This is a genomic window from Stella humosa, from assembly GCF_006738645.1.
Classification (GTDB): Bacteria; Pseudomonadota; Alphaproteobacteria; order ATCC43930; family Allostellaceae; genus Allostella; species Allostella humosa.
Map to the genome: position 1 here is coordinate 4,163,967 of NZ_AP019700.1, position 18,357 is coordinate 4,182,323.

The 18,357-nt window shown below is 69.7% G+C and carries 21 protein-coding genes; 10 read left to right on the forward strand and 11 right to left on the reverse strand.

Features of this window, described 5'->3' with window-relative positions; genetic code table 11:
• The first annotated feature begins 29 nt into the window (after positions 1 to 29).
• From STVA_RS19555 to STVA_RS19565, 3 genes are read left to right on the forward strand one after another with little or no spacing between them, the layout of a single operon-like run.
• Positions 30 to 1,037 (forward strand): NAD-dependent epimerase/dehydratase family protein, encoded by a 1,008-nt coding sequence (locus STVA_RS19555; RefSeq protein ID WP_123687723.1) that lies wholly within the window; start codon positions 30 to 32, stop codon positions 1,035 to 1,037.
• Positions 1,038 to 1,075: 38 nt separating this feature from the next.
• Complete coding sequence (locus STVA_RS19560; protein ID WP_123687722.1) at positions 1,076 to 2,197, forward strand: DegT/DnrJ/EryC1/StrS family aminotransferase; 1,122 nt, start codon at positions 1,076 to 1,078, stop codon at positions 2,195 to 2,197.
• Between the two features lie 16 nt (positions 2,198 to 2,213).
• The gene (locus STVA_RS19565) at positions 2,214 to 2,639 is read left to right on the forward strand and encodes a VOC family protein (protein WP_123687721.1); all 426 of its coding nucleotides are present in this window, start codon (positions 2,214 to 2,216) and stop codon (positions 2,637 to 2,639) included.
• Positions 2,640 to 2,651: 12 nt separating this feature from the next.
• On the opposite strand, the gene STVA_RS19570 is transcribed toward STVA_RS19565, so the two are convergent.
• The 4 genes from STVA_RS19570 to STVA_RS19585 are packed head-to-tail and all read right to left on the reverse strand — an operon-like array spanning position 2,652 to position 4,963.
• Positions 2,652 to 2,858, reverse strand: coding sequence for an antitoxin (locus tag STVA_RS19570; protein ID WP_142235828.1), 207 nt, complete (start codon positions 2,856 to 2,858; stop codon positions 2,652 to 2,654).
• Positions 2,859 to 2,865: 7 nt separating this feature from the next.
• Positions 2,866 to 3,225, reverse strand: a complete 360-nt coding sequence (locus tag STVA_RS19575) for an EamA family transporter (protein WP_123687720.1) — start codon at positions 3,223 to 3,225, stop codon at positions 2,866 to 2,868.
• Positions 3,222 to 4,190: a glycosyltransferase family 2 protein gene (locus STVA_RS19580; RefSeq protein WP_123687719.1), complete on the reverse strand. Its 969-nt coding sequence runs from the start codon at positions 4,188 to 4,190 to the stop codon at positions 3,222 to 3,224. The genes STVA_RS19575 and STVA_RS19580 overlap by 4 nt, the downstream gene beginning before the upstream one ends.
• Positions 4,187 to 4,963, reverse strand: coding sequence for a class I SAM-dependent methyltransferase (locus STVA_RS19585; protein ID WP_245978116.1), 777 nt, complete (start codon positions 4,961 to 4,963; stop codon positions 4,187 to 4,189). Before STVA_RS19585 ends, STVA_RS19580 begins: the two co-directional genes overlap by 4 nt.
• Positions 4,964 to 5,161: 198 nt before the next feature.
• Here STVA_RS19585 and galE point away from each other — a divergent pair, with 198 nt between their 5' ends.
• Together galE and STVA_RS19595 are read left to right on the forward strand one after the other, a co-directional pair.
• Positions 5,162 to 6,145, forward strand: coding sequence for a UDP-glucose 4-epimerase GalE (galE, locus tag STVA_RS19590; protein WP_123687718.1), 984 nt, complete (start codon positions 5,162 to 5,164; stop codon positions 6,143 to 6,145).
• A gap of 346 nt (positions 6,146 to 6,491) precedes the next feature.
• On the forward strand, positions 6,492 to 9,137 hold the full coding sequence (locus STVA_RS19595) for a glycosyltransferase (protein WP_123687717.1): 2,646 nt from the start codon (positions 6,492 to 6,494) through the stop codon (positions 9,135 to 9,137).
• Between the two features lie 121 nt (positions 9,138 to 9,258).
• On the opposite strand, the gene STVA_RS19600 is transcribed toward STVA_RS19595, so the two are convergent.
• The 3 genes from STVA_RS19600 to STVA_RS19610 form a co-directional block, all read right to left on the reverse strand.
• The gene (locus STVA_RS19600; protein ID WP_123687716.1) at positions 9,259 to 9,429 is read right to left on the reverse strand and encodes a YdcH family protein; all 171 of its coding nucleotides are present in this window, start codon (positions 9,427 to 9,429) and stop codon (positions 9,259 to 9,261) included.
• Between the two features lie 141 nt (positions 9,430 to 9,570).
• Positions 9,571 to 10,107, reverse strand: a complete 537-nt coding sequence (locus STVA_RS19605) for a TIGR02444 family protein (protein ID WP_123687715.1) — start codon at positions 10,105 to 10,107, stop codon at positions 9,571 to 9,573.
• On the reverse strand, positions 10,104 to 11,207 hold the full coding sequence (locus STVA_RS19610) for an ATP-dependent 6-phosphofructokinase (protein ID WP_123687714.1): 1,104 nt from the start codon (positions 11,205 to 11,207) through the stop codon (positions 10,104 to 10,106). Before STVA_RS19610 ends, STVA_RS19605 begins: the two co-directional genes overlap by 4 nt.
• A 56-nt stretch (positions 11,208 to 11,263) precedes the next feature.
• On the opposite strand from STVA_RS19610, the gene STVA_RS19615 reads away from it, so the two are divergent.
• From STVA_RS19615 to STVA_RS19625, 3 genes are all read left to right on the forward strand, one after another.
• Positions 11,264 to 11,467 carry a YdcH family protein gene (locus STVA_RS19615; RefSeq protein WP_123687730.1) on the forward strand — a complete coding sequence of 68 codons (204 nt, stop codon included), beginning with the start codon at positions 11,264 to 11,266 and terminating at the stop codon, positions 11,465 to 11,467.
• A 105-nt stretch (positions 11,468 to 11,572) separates the two neighbouring features.
• Entirely contained in the window at positions 11,573 to 12,097 is a 525-nt protein-coding gene (gene purE, locus STVA_RS19620; protein WP_123687713.1) for a 5-(carboxyamino)imidazole ribonucleotide mutase, read from the forward strand.
• A complete protein-coding gene (locus STVA_RS19625; RefSeq protein ID WP_123687712.1) occupies positions 12,094 to 13,185 on the forward strand; it encodes a 5-(carboxyamino)imidazole ribonucleotide synthase in 1,092 nt (363 codons plus the stop codon). The genes purE and STVA_RS19625 overlap by 4 nt, the downstream gene beginning before the upstream one ends.
• 12 nt (positions 13,186 to 13,197) lie before the next feature.
• Here the strand turns inward: STVA_RS19625 and STVA_RS19630 are convergent.
• The 4 genes from STVA_RS19630 to STVA_RS19645 all read right to left on the reverse strand — a co-directional run bounded on the left by STVA_RS19630 (position 13,198) and on the right by STVA_RS19645 (position 16,408).
• Positions 13,198 to 14,140, reverse strand: a protein-coding gene (locus STVA_RS19630; RefSeq protein ID WP_123687763.1) for an IS630 family transposase whose coding sequence is annotated in 2 segments (ribosomal slippage) — positions 13,198 to 13,803 and positions 13,805 to 14,140 — 942 coding nt in all. Because the reading frame shifts where the segments join, the coding sequence is not laid out codon by codon here.
• 119 nt (positions 14,141 to 14,259) lie between these two features.
• The gene (locus STVA_RS19635) at positions 14,260 to 14,931 is read right to left on the reverse strand and encodes a COQ9 family protein (RefSeq protein ID WP_123695809.1); all 672 of its coding nucleotides are present in this window, start codon (positions 14,929 to 14,931) and stop codon (positions 14,260 to 14,262) included.
• On the reverse strand, positions 14,928 to 15,473 hold the full coding sequence (def, locus tag STVA_RS19640) for a peptide deformylase (protein WP_123695807.1): 546 nt from the start codon (positions 15,471 to 15,473) through the stop codon (positions 14,928 to 14,930). Before def ends, STVA_RS19635 begins: the two co-directional genes overlap by 4 nt.
• 74 nt (positions 15,474 to 15,547) lie before the next feature.
• On the reverse strand, positions 15,548 to 16,408 hold the full coding sequence (locus STVA_RS19645) for a 3-hydroxyacyl-CoA dehydrogenase NAD-binding domain-containing protein (protein ID WP_123695805.1): 861 nt from the start codon (positions 16,406 to 16,408) through the stop codon (positions 15,548 to 15,550).
• 298 nt (positions 16,409 to 16,706) lie between these two features.
• On the opposite strand from STVA_RS19645, the gene STVA_RS28200 reads away from it, so the two are divergent.
• Together STVA_RS28200 and STVA_RS19655 are read left to right on the forward strand one after the other, a co-directional pair.
• Positions 16,707 to 17,033, forward strand: a complete 327-nt coding sequence (locus tag STVA_RS28200) for a DUF3572 domain-containing protein (RefSeq protein WP_245978616.1) — start codon at positions 16,707 to 16,709, stop codon at positions 17,031 to 17,033.
• Positions 17,030 to 18,355, forward strand: coding sequence for an MFS transporter (locus STVA_RS19655; RefSeq protein WP_123695801.1), 1,326 nt, complete (start codon positions 17,030 to 17,032; stop codon positions 18,353 to 18,355). Before STVA_RS28200 ends, STVA_RS19655 begins: the two co-directional genes overlap by 4 nt.
• The last annotated feature ends 2 nt before the right edge of the window (positions 18,356 to 18,357 follow it).

Genomic DNA, 18,357 nt, shown 5'->3' on the forward strand with positions numbered 1-18,357 from the left:
GCGTCGCGTCCATTCAAGGCCCCTGATCCATGACCCAGCCTGCACCCGGCGACCTCGCCTCCGCTTTCTCCGGCGCGCGCGTCATCATTACCGGCGGCCTCGGCTTCATCGGCTCCAACCTGGCGCGCCGGCTGGCCGGCCTGGGCGCGGAGGTGACCGCGATCGACAGCCTGATCCCGGAATATGGCGGCAACCTCTTCAACGTCGACGACATCGCCGGCCGCATCCGCGTCAACATCTCCGACGTGCGCGACATGCATGCGCTGCGCTACCTCGTCCAGGGGGGCGACTATCTGTTCAATCTGGCGGGGCAGACGAGCCATCTCGATTCGATGAACGATCCCCAGACCGACCTGGAGATCAACGGCACGGCCCAGCTTTCCCTGCTCGAGACCTGCCGCAAGCATGCCCCCGGCATCCGCATCGTCTTCGCCAGCACGCGCCAGATCTATGGCAAGCCGGACTACCTGCCGGTCGACGAGAAGCATCTGCTGCGCCCGGTCGATGTCAACGGCATCAACAAGATGGCCGGCGAGTGGTATCATATCCTCTATAATAACGTGTATGGCCTGAAGGCCGCAGCACTCCGCCTCACCAACACCTACGGCCCGCGCATGCGGGTGAAGGACGCGCGCCAGACCTTCCTCGGCATCTGGATCAAGATGGTGCTGGAGGGCACGCCCATCGAAGTGTGGGGCGGCGAGCAGCTACGCGACTTCACCTATGTCGACGACTGCGTCGAGGCGATGCTGCTGGCGGCCGTCACCCCGGCGATGGAGGGCCAGGCCCTGAACATTGGCGGCGACGGCGTGATCAGCCTGAAGGACCTGGCGGAGATGCTGGTCCGCGTCGCCGGCACCGGGACGGCCGCCATCAAGCCCTTCCCGGCCGAGCGCAAGCGCATCGACATCGGCGACTACTATGCCGACGACAGCCGGCTGCGCGCGCTGACCGGCTGGACGCCGACCGTGTCGATGGAGGAAGGTCTCCGCCGCACGGTTGCCTATTATCGCGAAAATCTGCCCCGCTACCTCTGACCGCCCTTCCCGCTCCGAACCCCAGGCGAGACCCCGACATGGCGAGCCCGATCCCGCAGACCGACCCCAAGGCCGGCTATCTCGACCTCAAGGCGGACATCGATGCCGCCGTCGCCCGCGTGCTGAACGGCGGCTGGTACATCCTGGGCCAGGAGGTGGGCGCCTTCGAGAAGGAGTTCGCCGCCTGGTGCGGCAACAGCCATGGCATCGGCGTCGCCAACGGCACCGACGCGCTGGTCCTGGCCCTGCGCGGGCTGGGTGCGGGACCGGGCGACATCGTCGCCACCGTGTCGCATACCGCCGTCGCGACCGTGGCCGCGATCGAGTTGACCGGCGCCACGCCGCTGCTGCTCGATATCGAGGCCGAGACCTTCTGCATGGACCCGGCCGCCCTGGAAGCGGCGTTCGCCCGGGAAGGATCACGCATCAAGGTCGTGATCCCCGTCCATCTCTACGGCCACCCGGCCGACCTGGGCGCCATCGTGGCCCTGGCCCGCAAGCATGGTGCCAAGATCATCGAGGATTGCTCGCAGGCCCATGGTGCCGCCATCGCCGGCAAGCGCGTCGGCACGTTCGGCGATGTCGCCGCCTTCAGCCTCTACCCGACCAAGAACCTGGGCGCGCTCGGCGACGGCGGGGTGATCACCACCGACGACCCGGCGCTGGCGCAGCGCATCCGCGAGCTGCGGGAATATGGTTGGCGCGACCGCTACATCAGCGCCACGGCCGGCATGAACAGCCGGCTGGACGAGATGCAGGCCGCCATCCTGCGCGCCAAGTTGGTCCATCTCGACCGCGACAATGGGCGGCGGCAGGCCGTGGCGGCCCATTACGATGACGCGCTGGCCAATTCCGGCCTGCGGCTGCCGACGGTGCGCCCGGGCGCCACCCACGTCTACCACCAGTATGTCGTGCGCGCCGACGACCGCGACGGGCTGCGGCAGAAGCTGAAGGACGCCGGCATCGCCACCAACATCCACTACCCCGCCCCGGTCCATCTTCAGCCGGCCTATCAGGGCCGCACGCCGCTTGGGCCGACCGGCATGGCCGCGACCGAGGCCTGCCAGGGCCAGATCCTGAGCCTGCCGATGTTCCCGCAGTTGGCCGACGCCGACGCGCGCCGGGTGACCGCGGCCATCGTCCAGGCCCTGCGCGGGTAGGACGGAAGCAACCGGCATGGAGCAGCGCCTCAGCCTGGTCACGCTCGGCGTGCGCGACCTGCCGCGCGCCCAGGCGTTCTACGAGCGCCTGGGCTGGGCGCGCTCCGTTCGGTCCGCCGTGGATGTCGCGTTCTTCCAGGCCGGCGGCATGGTCATCTCGCTATGGTCGCGGCGGTCGCTGGCCGCCGACGCCGGGGTGCCGGAAGCCGGTTCGGGCTTTGCCGGCATCGTCCTCTCCCACAACGTCCGCAGCCAGGGCGAGGTCGACGCCGTGCTGGCCGAGGCGATCGCCGCCGGCGCCACCCCGCTGCACCCGGCCCGCGAGCAGGATTGGGGCGGCTATTCCGGCCACTTCGCCGACCCCGAGGGGGTCATCTGGGAAATCGCCTGGAACCCCGGCTTCCCGATCGCCGAGGACGGCTCGATCCGCCTACCGGATTAGGGAAGCATCTGCCTACTTCGGCAAACCTGCGTCGTCGTAGAGCAATTCACCATGCTGGACGGCACGATAGGAATCAGAAACCCGCCGCCCGGATTCACGGCCGATTGCGAGCAGCCGCTCGGCGATCTTGCGCCGGCTGGCCGCCCGTTCCTCGCTTGTCCGGATCGGCTGTGGCCGATCATGGCTATGCCCACGAACCTGTTTCATCGCCTCAAGCATATCCCCTTCACCCCCGGAACAGCACCAGGATGCCCGAGCAGATCAGCACCACGCCCACGACCTGCGGCCAGCCCAGCGCCTCGCCATAGAGGAAGTATCCCAGCACGACGACCAGCGCGTAGCTGATCGACACGGACGGGAAGGCGATCGAGACAGGGATCGCCTGGAGGGCGGCCATGTAGAGGAAGGCCGCCATGCCGTAGAGGCCGAGGCCGATGATGGAGTGCCAGCGGAAGAGCTGGTCGACGAAGCCGGCCGCCCCCGCCGCCCCCGACTTCAGCAGCAGTTGCCCGCCGACGCCGACCAGGATGGCGGCGGCCAGCGCCAGGTAGTGGCCGATCGAGGGCACGGCCGCGGCGGCGTTCATGGGGTTTCTCCGGCCTCGGCACCATTGCGATAGACGGTGCGCACGATGCCCTGGGGCTTGCGGTTGACGGTGAGGAAGAGCCGGCCGAGATACTCCCCGATCATGCCCAGCATGACGAGCTGGACACCGGACACCAGCAGGGTGGCCGCCATCAGCGAGGCCCAGCCGGCCGGCGGCTGGTTGATCAGCGCCTCGACGATGACGACGAGTCCAGCCAGCCCGCCCAGCGCGCTGAAGCCCAGCCCCAGCAGGGTGGCCGCGCGCAGCGGCATGACCGAGAAGTTGAGGAACATGTTCATCCACAGCCGCACCAGCCGGCGCAGCGTGTAGTTGCTGCGCCCGACCGCGCGCGGCAGGTGGCGCACCTGGATGCGGCCGATGCGCTTGGTCACCTGCAGCAGCAGGCCGTCGACATAGGGGAACGGCCCATCATAGCGGCCGATCGCCTGGGCAGCGAAGCGGCTCATGCAGCGGAAGCTGGACAGGTACAGCCCCTTGGGCTTGTCCAGCAGGCGATCGGCGCACCAGTTGGTGAAGCGGCTGCCGAGGTTGCGCCAGAGCGCGTGCTCCTTGGTCTCGTAGTAGGTATAGACGACGTCGAGCTCGTTCTTCTGGGCGTGCTCCAGGATGCGCAGCACCTCTTCGGGCGGGTTCTGGAGGTCGTCGTCCATGGTCAGGATGTAGCGGCCGCCGGCATGGCGCAGCCCGGTCATGACGGCGTTGTGCTCGCCGAAATTGCGCGCATGGTCGACCACGACGAGCGGCACGCGCGCCGTCTCCAGCAGGCGGCGGCAGACGGCCAGGCTGTCGTCGGGGCTGCCGTCATTGACCAGCACGATCTCCAGCCCGCCCGGGACGGCCAGGTCGGACAGGGCCTCGACCAGTTCGCCGACCGAGGCCGCACCGTTGTAGACGGGCACCACGATGCTGAGCGTGCAGGTGGCGGGGGCGACAGGCTCGCTCATGCTGGGGATCCTTGGGCGATGGAAGGCGTGGGCGCAGATAGCAGCGGCTTGATGCCCATGGCCAGCACCGAGCCGCCGAAGGGCAGGCTGCGCCCGGCCGCCAGCCAGCGCCGCTCAAGCCCGACCAGGCCCGCGAACAGGCGCTCGACCGGGGCCGGCGCCAGGCCGACGTCGCTGGCGGCCGTGCCGCCGGGCCACAGCTTGCGCCGGGCGGCCATCAGCGGGAACAGCAGCGTGTTCCAATAGGTGACGCGGACCGGGGCGAATCCGGCCCGGGCCAAGGCTGCCGCCAGATCGGCGCGGCCATAGCGGCGGGCGTTGTCGACCGCGCGGTCATGGTCGCTGAACATCCAGCGATAGGCTGGCAGGTTCAGGACATAGGCACCGCCGGGGCGCAGGCAGCGGTGGGCCTCGGCCAGGGCGGCCGCCTCGTCGACGCCGGCATGGCACAGCACGTCGGCGCTGACGATGGCGCCCAGGCTGCCGGTCGCAAACGGCAGGCGATCGACCGAGCCCAGGACGACCGGCCCGGCCCAGCGCCGCGCCGTCTCGGCGCAGGCCCGCGGATCACGGTCGAGGCCGACGAAGGCGGCATCCGGCATCCAGGCCGACAGGCGGCGCAGCAGGCCGCCCGTGCCGCAGCCCGCGTCCAGCACCGGCCCGGACGGGGCGCCCGCGCGGGCCAGCATCGCCGCCAGGTTGCCGTGCAGGCCGTGGAACCACCACATCCCATCCTCGGCGGCGGCGAGTTTGTCGACTTCGGTGGCGTCCAATGCGGCTCCCGGGCAACGGCCCCGCGCAACGGCCGGGCGGCGGAGGAGCCTATTCGCGGCGGGCGGATGCGACAAGAACGCCGCATTGCCCAGACTATTCCGTTCCGCATCGGGCCGGCCGCGACGGCGCTTGTCGGGCAGCCAGCGGTTGCCGTACACCCCGCACCTGCCCCTCCCCTGGCCTGAAGGATTCGCGGGATGACCGAACGCACGGTGCTGGTGACCGGCGGCGCCGGCTATGTCGGCAGCCATGCCTGCAAGGCGCTCGCCCAGGCCGGCTACCGCCCGGTCGTGCTGGACGACCTGAGCCGCGGCTTCCGCAAGGCGGTGCGCTGGGGGCCGCTGGTCGAGGCCGACCTGGGCGATGCCGCCGCCGTCGCCGCCGCCATGGGCGAATGGCGGCCGGTGGCGGTCATGCATTTCGCCGCCCTGGCCTATGTCGGCGAATCCATGGGCGATCCCGGCCTCTACTATCGCGCCAACGTCGCCAACACGCTCAACCTGCTGTCGGCGATGGTGCAGGCGGGCGTGCCGCGCATCGTCTTCTCGTCCACCTGCGCCACCTATGGCGACCCGATCCGGGTGCCGATCGCCGAGGACCACCCACAGCGGCCGGTGAACCCCTATGGCGAGACCAAGCTGGCGGTGGAGCGCATGCTGCACTGGTTCGGCGTCTGCCACGGCCTGGGCTGGACGGCGCTGCGGTATTTCAATGCCGCCGGCGCCGACCCGGACGGCGAGATCGGCGAGAACCACGAGCCCGAGACGCACCTGATCCCGCTCGCCATCGACGCGGCCCGCGGCGGTTCGCCGCTGCGGGTCTTCGGCACCGACTACCCGACGCCGGACGGCACCGCCATCCGCGACTACATCCACGTGGCCGACCTGGCCCGGGCCCACGTCCTGTCGCTCGGCCGACTGCTGGAGGGCGGCGACAGCCGCGCGCTGAACCTCGGCACCGGCACCGGGCACTCGGTCAAGGCCGTGATCGAGGCGGTGTCGCGCCGCACCAACCGCGAGGTTCCGGTCATCCTGGCCCCCCGGCGCGCCGGCGATCCGCCGGCCCTGGTCGCCGACGCCGGCGAGGCACGGAAACTGCTTGGCTGGCAGCCTGCATGCTCGGATATGGCCACGATCGTGGATACCGCCTGGCGGTGGCACTCAGCCCCGCCACCGGGCTGAGCCATACCCGCCGTCGCTCAATAAATAGTCGGGCGACGCCCACCGAAAATGTCATGCCGGCGGCATATGCTGCCCGCTTGTGCAGCACCTGCCGTTTCCTATATCAACGCGCGCATTCCACCCGTGTCCCTCGCCGGGTCCGGCCGCCGATCGAGCGCGCCGCGCCCGTCCGCGCGACCGGCTGGCACGAGGCCAGGATGATGTTTGGACCCGCCGCCCGGCCTATTCCATCCGCGACAGACGGTCGCGGCGGATTCCCGGGATTAACACCCGGACATCTTCCGTTATCCCGACGTTGGCCGGTTCCCCCCGGCATCCCCCCAGTCAGATTGGGCTGACCCACGTCATGCGACTGCAGAACTTCGGCATCCTGGCGCTCCTTGCCGTCGCCACGACTGCCTTCTGGGTAGCGTTCAACCAGCCGCGCGAGGAAGCGGGCTGGAATGGCCGCATCACCGGCATCTCGTACAGCCCCTATCGCGCCGGGCAGTCCCCCAACGGGGGGCCGCACCCGACGCCCGAACAGATCGACGAGGATCTGCGGATCCTGTCGGACAAGGTCGACCGGGTCCGCGTCTACACGACGCAGGACGGCCAGAACGTCGTGCCGGGCCTGGCCCAGAAGTACGACATGACGGTGACGCTGGGCGCCTGGGTGGACAACCGCAAGGAGCGCAGCGAGCGCGAGGTGCGCGACGTCATCCGGCTGGCCCGCACCAACCGCAACGTCGACCGGGTCATCGTCGGGAACGAAGCGCTGCTGCGCGCCGAACTGACCGTGCCCGAGCTGGTGCAGTACATCCGCCGCGTGCGCGACCAGGTCCAGGTGCCGGTGTCCACCGCCGAAACGTGGGACGTCTGGCTCGCCAACCCGCAGCTCGCCCAGGCGGTCGACTTCATCGCCGTGCAGATCCTGCCCTACTGGGACGGGACCGAGATCAACCAGGCGGTCGAGTCCGTCTTCTCGCGCTACCAGCAGCTTCGCCGCACCTTCCCCGACAAGAAGATCGTGCTTTCGGAAGTGGGCTGGCCGAGCGACGGCCGCATGCGCCTCGACTCCGTGCCGAGCCGGGTGAACCAGGCGAGCTTCGTGCGCCAGTTCCTCGCCCGGGCCGACGACTGGGGCCTCGACTACTACGTCATCGAAGCCTTCGACCAGCCCTGGAAGCACTCCACCGAAGGCGGCGTCGGTGCCTATTGGGGCATCTGGAACGTCGACCGCACGCCCAAGTTCGCCTACCAGGGCTTGCTGCAGGAGCGGCCGAACTGGCCCATCCTGGCCGGCCTGTCGGTGGCGCTCGGCGCCCTCTTCACCCTTATCTTCTTCCGCCGCGCCAGCTACCTGCGCTTCCCCGGCCGGCTCGTCTTCGCTTCCATCCTGCAGACGCTGGCCGTCGGCACGGTGTGGGTCGGCTACGTCACCGCCACCAAGTACCTGACCGTGACGGCCATGGTCGTCTGGGGCGTGCTGCTGCTGGCGATGGTGCTGCTGGCCGTCATCCTGCTGGCCGAGGGCCGCGAGATGATCGACGCCCTGTGGTCGCGGACCATGCGCCGCGGCTTCCGCCCGCTGAAGGTCGAGGGCGAGCGTCACTGGCCCAAGGTCTCGATCCACGTGCCGATCTACAACGAGCCGCCGCAGATGGTGATGCAGACCATCGACAGCCTGCTGCGGCTGGACTACCCGGCGCTCGAGATCATCGTCGTCGACAACAACACCAAGGACGAGGACGTGTGGCGGCCGGTCGAGGCGTACTGCGCCGACAAGACCGACCGGGTGAAGTTCCTGCACATCCCGCACTGCCCCGGCTTCAAGGCGCAGGCACTGAACATCGCGCTCGCCCACACGGCGGCCGATGCCGAGGTGATCGGCGTCGTCGACAGCGACTACCTGGTGCAGGCCGACTGGCTGAAGAGCCTCGTGCCCTACTTCGACAGCGACAAGGTCGGCTTCGTGCAGGCGCCGCAGGACCATCGCGACGCCCATGTCAGCCCCTTCAAGCGCATGATCAACTGGGAATATGCCGGCTTCTTCAACATCGGCATGGTCCAGCGCAACGAGGACAACGCGATCATCCAGCACGGCACGATGACCCTCATCCGCCGCAGCGCGCTGGTCGCGACGGGGCAGTGGGGCGAGTGGTGCATCGTCGAGGATGCCGAGCTCGGCATGCGGCTGCTGGAGGCCGGCTGGGAGTCGGTCTACGTCAACCACTCCTTCGGCCATGGCCTGTCGCCCGACTCCTTCTCCGGCTTCAAGCGACAGCGCTTCCGCTGGGCCTATGGTGCCGTGCAGATCCTGAAGCGGCACTGGCGCGCGCTGCTGCCCTGGGACAAGTCGACCAGCCTGACCGGCGCCCAGCGGTATCACTTCGTCATGGGCTGGCTGCCCTGGTTCGCCGATGCCCTCAGCGTCGTCCTGGCGGTGCTGGGCCTGGTGTGGACCGCGGGCCTGCTCGCCTTCCCCACCTACTTCGACTTCCCGCTCAGCATCTTCCTGGCGCCGACGATCGCGGTCTTCGCCTTCAAGCTGGTGCGCTTCTTCTGGCTCTACAGCGCCAAGGTGAAGTGCGACACGGCCGACTGCCTGCGGGCGGGCGTGGCCGGCCTGGCGCTGACCTATACCATCGGCTACGCGATGCTGGCCGGCCTCTTCACCAAGAAGCTGCCCTTCCACCGCACGCCCAAGATGGAGGACAAGGCGGCCCTGGTGCAGGCGCTCGCCATGGCGCGGACCGAGGCGATCATGCTGGTCCTGCTGGTCGCGGGCGGGCTTGCCATCGGCCTGCGCTTCGGCACGCTCGACCGCGAGGCCTGGGTGTGGTCGGCCACGCTCTTCGTGCAGGCGACGCCCTATGCGGCGGCCGTCTACACCGCGGTGCGCGACGCCCTGCCCAAGATCGTCCTGCCCAAGCTCAGCCTGTTCGGCCTGCGCAAGCCGGCGATCGGGCGCGAGGGCGACCCGGCCTCCAGCCCGGCCGACGCGCGGTAGAGGCGGCCGTCACCTCAGACGACAAGGGCCGCCTCCGGGCGGCCCTTTCTACTTGCAGTCCGGAATCAAAAAGGCCCGCGACGGGGTGCGTCGCGGGCCTTGTTCTGGAGCCGGCTACAGCTCAGACGTGGCGACTGAGTTGATTGATCTCGTCCTTGATCCGCAGCTTCTGGCGTTTCAGCTCGGCCACGATGGTCTCATCGGGCAGTGGTCGGTGCTCTTCGTCACCGAGCTTTGTGTCGAGCGTGGAATGCTGACGGCGAAGCGCTTCGATCCGATCAAGGGTTGCCATCGTCACCTCCGGCTTGGTTAATCACAGATCAACATTTAGGAGCTTACGCCGGAACTTGAACCCCGCCAAGACCGACAAAAGCACCATATTGACCCACCATAAGCCCTTGAAATACCTGGCACCGATCCCACGCCAAGCCCATCACCGCTGCTTCATGACGGCTGCTACCAGCGTGTCGGCGGCGGTCTCGGCGGCACCCAGGCCACCCAGATAGAGCGCGACATTGGCGGCGACGGCCGACGCCGCGGCCGTGCCACCGACCGCGCCGGGCGGCAGGGCAACCACCTCGAGCGCCGCCTGCTCGACCCGTTCGGCCTCCAGCTCGACCGCCTTGACGCGGGTGCGCAGCGCGGTCGCCATCTCGGCCGAAATCGCGCCCAGGTCGGCCTTCAGCAACCGCCGGATCTGCCGCAGCGGCGCCACCACGCCCTGGCGCCAGGGCGCCACCGCCGCCTCCCCGGCGGCTATATCGCCTTCCGCCAGGCGGATGCCATGCCCCCCGGCCCAGGCGCACCACAGCAGCAGGTTCACGTCCGCGCCAAGGTCCTCCTGCAAGCCCAGGCACCAGTCGGCGACGCCCGGCGCGGCATAGACCCGGAGCGAGAAGGCCCACAGCCCTTCTCGTCCCGATGGCCCTTCCCGTCCAGATAGCCCCTCCTGTCGCCCCGGCCCGCTCATTCGGCCAGCCCCGGCAGGTCGCCCAGGCCCGGCACGTCACCCAGGCAGATGCCCAGCCCGCGCGCCGTGGCGACGAGGGCGCCATCGGGGTCGACGGCCTGATAGTGCTCGATCGCGTGCTGGATCGGCACGTCGCCGACCTGTCGGTTGAGCCAGGCGACCATGCGGTCGAAGCGCCCCTCGGCGATCAGTTGCACGGCATAGACGCCCAGCGCCGATGCCAGGAGCCGGTCGCCCGCCGTCGGCGCGCCGCCGCGCTGCACATGGCCCAGCACGGTGACCCGCGTTTCGGCGCCCGTATCGCGGCTCAGCCGCTCGGCGACATAATGGCCGATGCCGCCATAGGAGCCGCGGCCCTGGCGCACCGGGCGCCCGTCATCGTCGAGCACCGCCTCGGCCACCACGACCAGCGCGAAGTTCCGGCCGACGCTGTGGACGCGCCCCAGATGGGCGGCAATGGCGGCGAAATCATAGGCGATCTCCGGAATCAGGATGACATCCGCCCCCCCGGCGATGCCGGTCGCCAACGCGATATGGCCGGCATCGCGCCCCATCACCTCCAGGATCATCACCCGGTTGTGGCTGGCGGCCGTGGGCTGCAGCCGGTCCAGCGCCTCGGTGGCGACGGCGACCGCCGTCTGGTAGCCGATCGCGGTCTCGGTCAGGCCGATATCGTTGTCGATCGTCTTGGGCACGCCGATCAGGGGAATGCCGCCCTGCTGGGCCAGCCGCCGCAGGATGGCCATGCTGCCGTCGCCGCCGACGCCGATCAGGGCATCCAGTTCCAGCATGCGGAAGCCCTCGATCACCTCCTCGGAGCGGTCGCGCTTGCTGCCGTCGGGCATCGGATAGTCGAAAGGGTCGCCCTGGTTGGTGGTGCCGAGGATGGTGCCCCCCATCCGCAGCATGGCGGAATCGGTGGCCTCGACCCCCAGCATCTCGGCCATCGGCGGCCGCGCCATCAGGCCGCGGGTGCCCTCGCGGATGCCGACCACGGTCCAGCCGCGGCCCGATGCCGCCAGCACCACCGCACGGATCACCGCGTTGAGGCCGGCGCAGTCGCCGCCGCTGGTCAGGATTCCGATGCGCTTCGCGGTCATCGCTGTTCTCCGCTAGTATGGGTGGCAGTGTGTCATGCACGATCACGACGGTGGCGATGGATCTGGACCTGGAGCTTATCCGGCAGAAGCTGGAGGCGGTGAAGAGCGAGCATCGCGACCTCGACGACGTCATCGAACGGCTGGGGGAGCATCCTCCGGTCGATCAGTTGCGCCTGCAACGACTGAAGAAGCGCAAGCTGATGCTGAAGGACCAGATGGCACAGCTCGAAAGCCTGCTGCTGCCCGACATCATCGCCTGATGACATCATCGTCTGATCCGGCCGGCGGCGCTCGCCGCCGGACCGCATCGCTTGCCACGCGACCGCAGGTCCCTATAATCCGCCGCTTTTCGCGGATCGGGTAACATGGAACGCGCAAGCCCCGTCGTCGGCATCATCATGGGCAGCACCTCCGACTGGGAGACGATGCGCCATGTCTCGGAAACGCTGGAAGCGCTGTCGGTTCCCCATGAGACGCGCGTGGTGTCCGCCCATCGCACGCCCGAGCGCCTGCACCACTATGCCAAGACCGCCCGCGACCGCGGCCTGAAGGTCATCGTGGCCGGCGCCGGCGGTGCCGCCCACCTGCCCGGCATGACGGCTGCCATGACCCCCCTGCCCGTCTTCGGCGTGCCGGTGGAAAGCCACGCGCTGAAGGGCATGGACAGCCTGCTGTCGATCGTCCAGATGCCGGCCGGCATCCCGGTCGGCACGCTGGCGATCGGCCGGGCCGGCGCCATCAACGCCGCCCTCCTGGCCGCCGCCGTGCTGGCCCTGTCCGACCCCGCCATCGCGCTGGCGCTGGATGGCTGGCGCATGCGGCAGACGGCCGCAGTGCCCGAGACCCCCACGCCTGCCCAACCCGCCACCTCGACCGGATCCGGCGCATGACGACGGCCCCGGCGCCGATCGCCCCCGGCGCCACCATCGGCATCCTGGGCGGCGGCCAGCTCGGCCGGATGCTGGCGATGGCGGCGGCAGCACTCGGATACCGCGCCCACGTCTTCGTGCCGGACCAGGATTCGCCCACGGCGCAGGTGGCGGCAGCGGCCACCGTGGCACCCTATGACGACCTGGACGCGCTGACCCGCTTCGCGGCCGCGGTCGACGTCGTTACCTTCGAGTTCGAGAACGTGCCGGCGGCGACGGCCGCCCACCTCGCCAACCTGCGCCCGATCCATCCCTCGCCCCGCGTGCTGTCGATCGCCCAGGACCGGCTGGCCGAGAAGCGCTTCCTGAACGGCATCGGCGTGCCGACCGCGCCCTTCCGCGAGGTTGCCAACCTGACCGACCTGGAGATGGCCCTGGCCGAACTGGGCCGGCCGGCGGTGCTGAAGACGGTACGGCTTGGCTATGACGGCAAGGGCCAGACGGTGATTCGCCGCGGCGACGATTCGGCGGTGGCGCTGCGCGCCCTGGGCGGGGCGCTGGGCGTGCTGGAAGGGTTCGTCGATTTCCGCATGGAGGCCTCGGTCGTCGTCGCCCGCACGCCGACCGGCGAGACCGCCCATTTCGTTCCGGTCGAGAACCGCCACGTCCACCACATCCTGGACACCACGATCGCCCCCGCCGACATCCCCGCGGCGCTGGCCGAGGAGGCGGTGGCGATCGCATGCGACATCGCCCGCGGGCTCGACCTGGTCGGCCTGCTGGCGGTGGAGATGTTCGTGACCGGCGACGATCGCATCCTGGTCAACGAACTGGCGCCGCGGCCGCACAATTCCGGCCACTGGACGATGGATGCCTGCCGCACCAGCCAGTTCGAGCAGCATGTGCGCGCCGTCTGCGGCCTGCCGCTGGGCTCGACCGAGCGGCATTCGGACGCGGTCATGAAGAACCTGATCGGCGACGAGGTCGCGGGCTGGCCCGGCTTCCTGGCCGACCCCACCGCGAAGCTGCACCTTTACGGCAAGGCCGAGGCGCGGCCGGGCCGCAAGATGGGCCACGTCAACTACCTGCGCCCACGGACCGGCGCCTAGAGCATGATCCATTCAGGTAGCGGCATATCCGGCATTTCGTAGATATCGGCTGCATTCGTCTGGGGGGAAGAGGTCGAGGAGCTTGCCGATCCGCTGCCAAGTGGAGGTGGGCGAGCGCTCCTCTGCCTTCCGCAGGAGGGTCTTGAGCTTGGCGAAGACCTGTTCGATCGGGTTGAGATCGGGGCTGTAGGGCGGCAGGAAGAAGAGCTTCGCGCCGGCGCGCCGAAGCGCGCGCCGAACGCCCTGCCCTTTGTGACTGCCGAGATTGTCCATCACGACCACGTCGCCCGGTCGCAGCGTCGGGACGAGCGCCTGCTCCACATAGGCTAGGAAGCGTTCGCCGTTGATCGGTCCGTCGAAGACGCACGGCGCGTCGATCCGGTCGGCACGCAGGGCTGCCAGGAAGGTCATGGTCTTCCAGTGCCCATGCGGCACCCGGCCGATCAGACGCTGGCCGACCGGCGCATAACCATGGGTACGCGTCATGTTGGTCTTCGCCCAGGTCTCGTCGATGAACACCAGGCGAGACGGGTCTATCCGCTTCTGGTGCAATCGCCAGCGCCGCCGACGGTAGGCAACGTCAGGCCGTTCCTGCTCGCTTGCATGCAGGCTTTTTTTTGAAGCGCAGCCCCTCGGAGCGCACGAAGCGCTGCACCGCTCCGTAGCTCGCCGCCACCCCGCGCTCGCGGAGCTCGGACACCAGTCCGCGCACCGTCAGGTCCGACTTCTCATCGATCCGACCCAGTATCCAGGCGCGATGCGGCGACAGTGACAGCGCCCGGCGCCCGCCTGTCGCCTTCGGCGCAACGCCCCCCGTATCCCGCTTGCGTTGCGCCCAACGGATCGCCGTCGCCACGCTTACCGCGAAATGCGCCGCCGCCTTATGCCGGCTCACGCCGGACTCAATCAGAGCTACCACGCGAGACCGCAAGTCCAATGAGTAGGCCCGACCCATCGATGCTGGCCTCCTAACCAGCCAGCATCTTGAATCAGAAACCTACCGCCCAGGGAATCCCCATCCGATTCAGGCCCCCAGATTCATGCTCTAGCCGCCCTTCAGCGGCCCGGAACCCGTCAGCGGCCGAGAAAGCGTCCCCGGCGGCCGGGCACGCCCGCGCGCAGGAAGCGGCGCGGGTCGGGCAGGCGCTTCAGCATCGTCTCGGCGATGCGGCGGATCTGCGGGATGCGCATGACGTCGCCGATGCGCCGGTCGAGGAAGGCCCAGCTGTCGCCATGGCCGGGCGAGCGATCATTCATCCAGTAGACGAGCGTGGACGAATAGACCGCCGCCAGCAGGCCGCGGCGCGTGTACCAGCTGGCGTCGGTGGAGGTGTCGCCCACCGCGTACCAGATGGCGTCGACCGTGCGCCACACCAAGCGGGCGCCGAGCGGGGCCATGTGCGGCAGGGCCAGCACGGCCGATCCGCGCCGCACTGCCTCGCGATAGGGCGCCAGCACCTCGATGCGGGCGCGCACGGCGGCCGCAATGCGGTCGCGGATCTTCATCGCGTCGAGCGGCAGGTCGGCCAGGTGGACCAGCATCTGCCGGTCGGCCCATTCGCTGAAGGCGCGCAGCAACTCGCCGTCGCCTCCCGGCAGCAGGGCCAGGGCCTCGCCCGGCTCCAGGCCGATCTCGCGCGCGCCGGCACGGATCGCGGTCGGCGTCCAGCCGTCGAAGGCGGCGTTGGCGGCTGCCGCCAGCACCAGCGCCTCGCGCCGGTCGGCCAGGTTCGCGGGCGCCGTCATGGCCGGGTCTCCATGTCCGGGGGATACTTCGCCATTTCCTCGTTGAAGCCGAACAGCGAGAAATCGGTCATCCGCGCGGGATAGAGAATGCCGTCGAGATGGTCGAATTCATGCTGCACCAGCCCGGCATGATAGCCCGACACCGTGCGATCGACGGGCCGGCCGTCCAGGTCGGTGCCGGTGTAGCGCAGGCGGCGCCAGCGCGGCACGGCGCCGCGCAGGCCGGGGACCGACAGGCAGCCCTCCCAGCGCAGCATCGTCTCGTCGCCGAGCGGTTCGATCACCGGGTTGACCAGCGCCTGCATCGGCAGCGCCACATCCTCGGCGTCGCCGGTCAGGCGGTCTGCCCGCACCCGGAAGATGACGACCCGCAGGGGCACATGCACCTGGGGCGCGGCCAAGCCGGCCCCGCCGATGTCCTCCAGCGTGTCGATCATGTCGGCGACGAGGCGGCGGATCTCCGGCGCGGTCGGGTCGGCTACGGGGTCGGCCACCCGGCGCAGCACCGGATGGCCCATGCGAGCGATCTTGAGGATGGCCATGGCCCGAATATGGACGCTGCCCCCCTCTGGCGTAAAGGAGGGCGCGTAAAGCAGGCCGCGTAAAGGCAGGCCGATCAGTCCTCGGCCAGGACCGCCAGGATGCGGTTCAGCTTGGCCCGCGTCCGGGCCTGGTGGGCGGGGACGTCGCGGCCACGCCAGTCATAGAAGCCCTTGCCCGTCTTCACGCCGAGGTCGCCGGCGCGGAACTTGTCCTGCACCACCGGGCTCGGCACCGCCGAATGGGTGAGATGCGGCACGATGGCCGCCTGGGCCAGCGCGTGCGTGTCGAGCCCCGACAGGTCCTTCTGCTCGATCAGCCCGGTCACGCACATGCGCGGGCCCAGCATCTCCTTGGCGGCGATGTCGACCTCGGCCGCCGTGCAGACGCCGAGCGCGATCAAGTGATAGGCCTCGTGCAGGATGGCGTGCTGCAGGCGATTGATCAGCAGCCCCGGCAGGGCCTGGCCCAGCGGCAGGGCACGCTGGCCGCAGCGGCCGACTGCGGCGGCGACGGCCTCAATCACGGCGGGGTCGGTCTGGCGGATGGCGGCCAGTTCCACCAGCGGGATGACGTCGGCCGGCTGGAAGTAGTGCAGGGCAGCGTAGCGCCCGGGATGGGCCAGCTTGTCGGCCAGTTCCTGCACCGGCAGCCCGGACGTGTTGGTGACCAGGATCGGGCGCCCGCCATAGGCGGCCTCGACGCGCGCATTGAAGGCGATCTTGGGAGCCATCTCCTCGACGATCGTCTCGACGATCAGGTCGGGCGGCGTCGCCGGCAGGTCGCCCAGGATGGCGACGGACGGCGGCACCCCCGTCGCCTTCTCGGGGCTGCGGGTCAGGATGGCGGTGGAATGGCCGCCGCGCGCGAAGGCGGCGGCGATGCCGCGTCCCATCGTGCCGAGGCCGGCGACGAGGACGGTGCGGATTTCGGTCATGGCGGCAGGACGGTAGCCCGGCCGCCCGCGAAGGTCACGCACTGGATGCGGGCGCCCGATGAACCGGGCGCACGGTTCGTGCGACGCAGGGCCAACCTCGACGCGAAAGACCGACCATGCATCGCCTGTCCACCATGCTGTTTACCCTGGCCGTCATGCTGCTGTTCGCCGCCGTGGTCGCGGTCGCCTGCGAGGTCGCGGCCAACCCGCGCCTTTAGCCCGCGGCCGGCGTTCCAAGGCCGGGTCGCCATGCTATAGGCTGCGGCCTTCCTTCCGCCCGGACCGGAGGCAGCAAGCCTTGCTCATCCCGAAGACGACCCGCACCCGCCAAGGCGAGCGGGGGGCGATCGACCGCGCGGCTGCCGAGGCGCTGGCGCTGCGCGGACTGGCCTGGATCGCGGGCGACGACGATCGCCTCATGCGTTTCCTGGGGCTGACCGGGACCGACCTGGACGCCCTGCGCGCGCGGGCAGCCGACCCGGCCTTCCTGGGCGGGGTGCTGGACTGCCTGTTGGGCGACGAGGGCTGGGTGATCGAGTTCGCCGGCGATGCCGGCCTCGACCCGATGCTGGTCGCGGCCGCCCGCCGCCAGTTGCCGGGTGCCGGGCAGGAGGACCATTCATGACCACGGCCCCGACGCCGCACACCGCCTCCTCCGGCCGGGCCGGGCTGGTCGCCTGGTGCCTCTACGACTTCGCGAACTCGGCTTTCCCCACCGTCATCATCACCTTCGTCTTCTCGGCCTATTTCGTGCGCGGCGTGGCGGCCGACGTGGAAACCGGCACGGCCGCCTGGGGCCACGCCATGGCCCTGGCCGGCCTCGCCACCGCCATACTGGGGCCGGTGCTGGGGGCCGTCGCCGACCGCACCGGCCGGCGCAAGCCGTGGATCCTGCTGTTTTCGCTGATCTGCATCCTGGCCGGCGGCGCCATGTGGTTCGTGCGCCCCGACCCCGGCTACATGCTGCTCGGCCTCGTGCTGGCAGTGGTGGCCTCGATCGCCTTCGAAGTGGCGACCGTCTTCTACAATGCGATGCTGCCCGACATCGTGCCCCCCGGCCGGCTCGGCCGCTGGTCGGGCTGGGCCTGGGGCATCGGCTATCTGGGCGGCCTGCTGTGCCTGGTGGTGGCGCTGTTCGGCTTGGTGATGACGCCGACGCCGCTCTTCGGGCTGGACAAGGCGACGTCGGAGCATGTGCGGGCGGTGGCCCCGCTGACGGCGATCTGGTTCGCCGTCTTTGCCCTGCCCTTCTTCGTCCTGACGCCCGACCGGCCGGCGACCGGCATCGCGCCGATGGCAGCCGCCCGGGCCGGCCTTGCCCGCATCGCCCATACGCTGCGCCACCTGGGGGCGGAGCGGAACATCGCCCGCTTCCTTGTCTCGCGCCTCTTCTACACCGATGCGCTGAACACCCTCTTCGCCTTCGGCGGCATCTATGCCGCCGGCACCTTCGGCATGGGCTTCGACGAGGTCATCATGTTCGGCATCGCGCTGAACGTGACGGCCGGCCTGGGGGCGGCCGCCTTCGCCTGGGTCGACGACCGCATCGGCCCGAAGCCCACCATCCTGATGGCGATCGCCGGGCTGGCCGTGTTCGGCACGGCCGTGCTGCTGATCGAGAGCAAGCTGTGGTTCTGGATCTTCGGCCTGGGCATCGGCATCTTCGTCGGCCCGGCCCAGGCCGCCAGCCGCTCGCTGATGGCCCACCTGGCCCCGCCCGAGCGGGAAAGCGAGATGTTCGGGCTGTTCGCCCTGTCGGGCAAGATCACGTCCTTCATGGGCCCGGCGCTCCTGGCCTGGGCGACGCTCGCCTTCGACAGCCAACGCGCCGGCATGGCCACCATCATCGTCTTCTTCGCGATCGGATTTTTCCTGCTGCTGGGCGTCGACGGCCGTCGCCAGGGCTGGACGGGAGAGGCGCGAAACCCCACATCTCCTTCAGTTTAGAA

Excerpts from the sequence above, each read along its gene's own strand:
- STVA_RS19560 (WP_123687722.1), top strand. The coding sequence starts at position 1,076 with ATGGCGAGCCCGATCCCGCAGACCGACCCCAAGGCCGGCTATCTCGAC.
- STVA_RS19595 (WP_123687717.1), top strand. The coding sequence starts at position 6,492 with ATGCGACTGCAGAACTTCGGCATCCTGGCGCTCCTTGCCGTCGCCACG.
- STVA_RS19610 (WP_123687714.1), bottom strand. The coding sequence starts at position 11,207 with ATGACCGCGAAGCGCATCGGAATCCTGACCAGCGGCGGCGACTGCGCC.
- STVA_RS19615 (WP_123687730.1), top strand. The coding sequence starts at position 11,264 with ATGGATCTGGACCTGGAGCTTATCCGGCAGAAGCTGGAGGCGGTGAAG.
- STVA_RS19565 (WP_123687721.1), top strand. The coding sequence starts at position 2,214 with ATGGAGCAGCGCCTCAGCCTGGTCACGCTCGGCGTGCGCGACCTGCCG.
- STVA_RS19655 (WP_123695801.1), top strand. The coding sequence starts at position 17,030 with ATGACCACGGCCCCGACGCCGCACACCGCCTCCTCCGGCCGGGCCGGG.
- STVA_RS19635 (WP_123695809.1), bottom strand. The coding sequence starts at position 14,931 with ATGACGGCGCCCGCGAACCTGGCCGACCGGCGCGAGGCGCTGGTGCTG.
- galE (WP_123687718.1), top strand. The coding sequence starts at position 5,162 with ATGACCGAACGCACGGTGCTGGTGACCGGCGGCGCCGGCTATGTCGGC.
- def (WP_123695807.1), bottom strand. The coding sequence starts at position 15,473 with ATGGCCATCCTCAAGATCGCTCGCATGGGCCATCCGGTGCTGCGCCGG.
- STVA_RS19555 (WP_123687723.1), top strand. The coding sequence starts at position 30 with ATGACCCAGCCTGCACCCGGCGACCTCGCCTCCGCTTTCTCCGGCGCG.
- STVA_RS19570 (WP_142235828.1), bottom strand. The coding sequence starts at position 2,858 with ATGCTTGAGGCGATGAAACAGGTTCGTGGGCATAGCCATGATCGGCCA.
- STVA_RS19580 (WP_123687719.1), bottom strand. The coding sequence starts at position 4,190 with ATGAGCGAGCCTGTCGCCCCCGCCACCTGCACGCTCAGCATCGTGGTG.
- STVA_RS19645 (WP_123695805.1), bottom strand. The coding sequence starts at position 16,408 with ATGACCGAAATCCGCACCGTCCTCGTCGCCGGCCTCGGCACGATGGGA.
- STVA_RS19625 (WP_123687712.1), top strand. The coding sequence starts at position 12,094 with ATGACGACGGCCCCGGCGCCGATCGCCCCCGGCGCCACCATCGGCATC.
- STVA_RS19600 (WP_123687716.1), bottom strand. The coding sequence starts at position 9,429 with ATGGCAACCCTTGATCGGATCGAAGCGCTTCGCCGTCAGCATTCCACG.
- purE (WP_123687713.1), top strand. The coding sequence starts at position 11,573 with ATGGAACGCGCAAGCCCCGTCGTCGGCATCATCATGGGCAGCACCTCC.
- STVA_RS19575 (WP_123687720.1), bottom strand. The coding sequence starts at position 3,225 with ATGAACGCCGCCGCGGCCGTGCCCTCGATCGGCCACTACCTGGCGCTG.
- STVA_RS19605 (WP_123687715.1), bottom strand. The coding sequence starts at position 10,107 with ATGAGCGGGCCGGGGCGACAGGAGGGGCTATCTGGACGGGAAGGGCCA.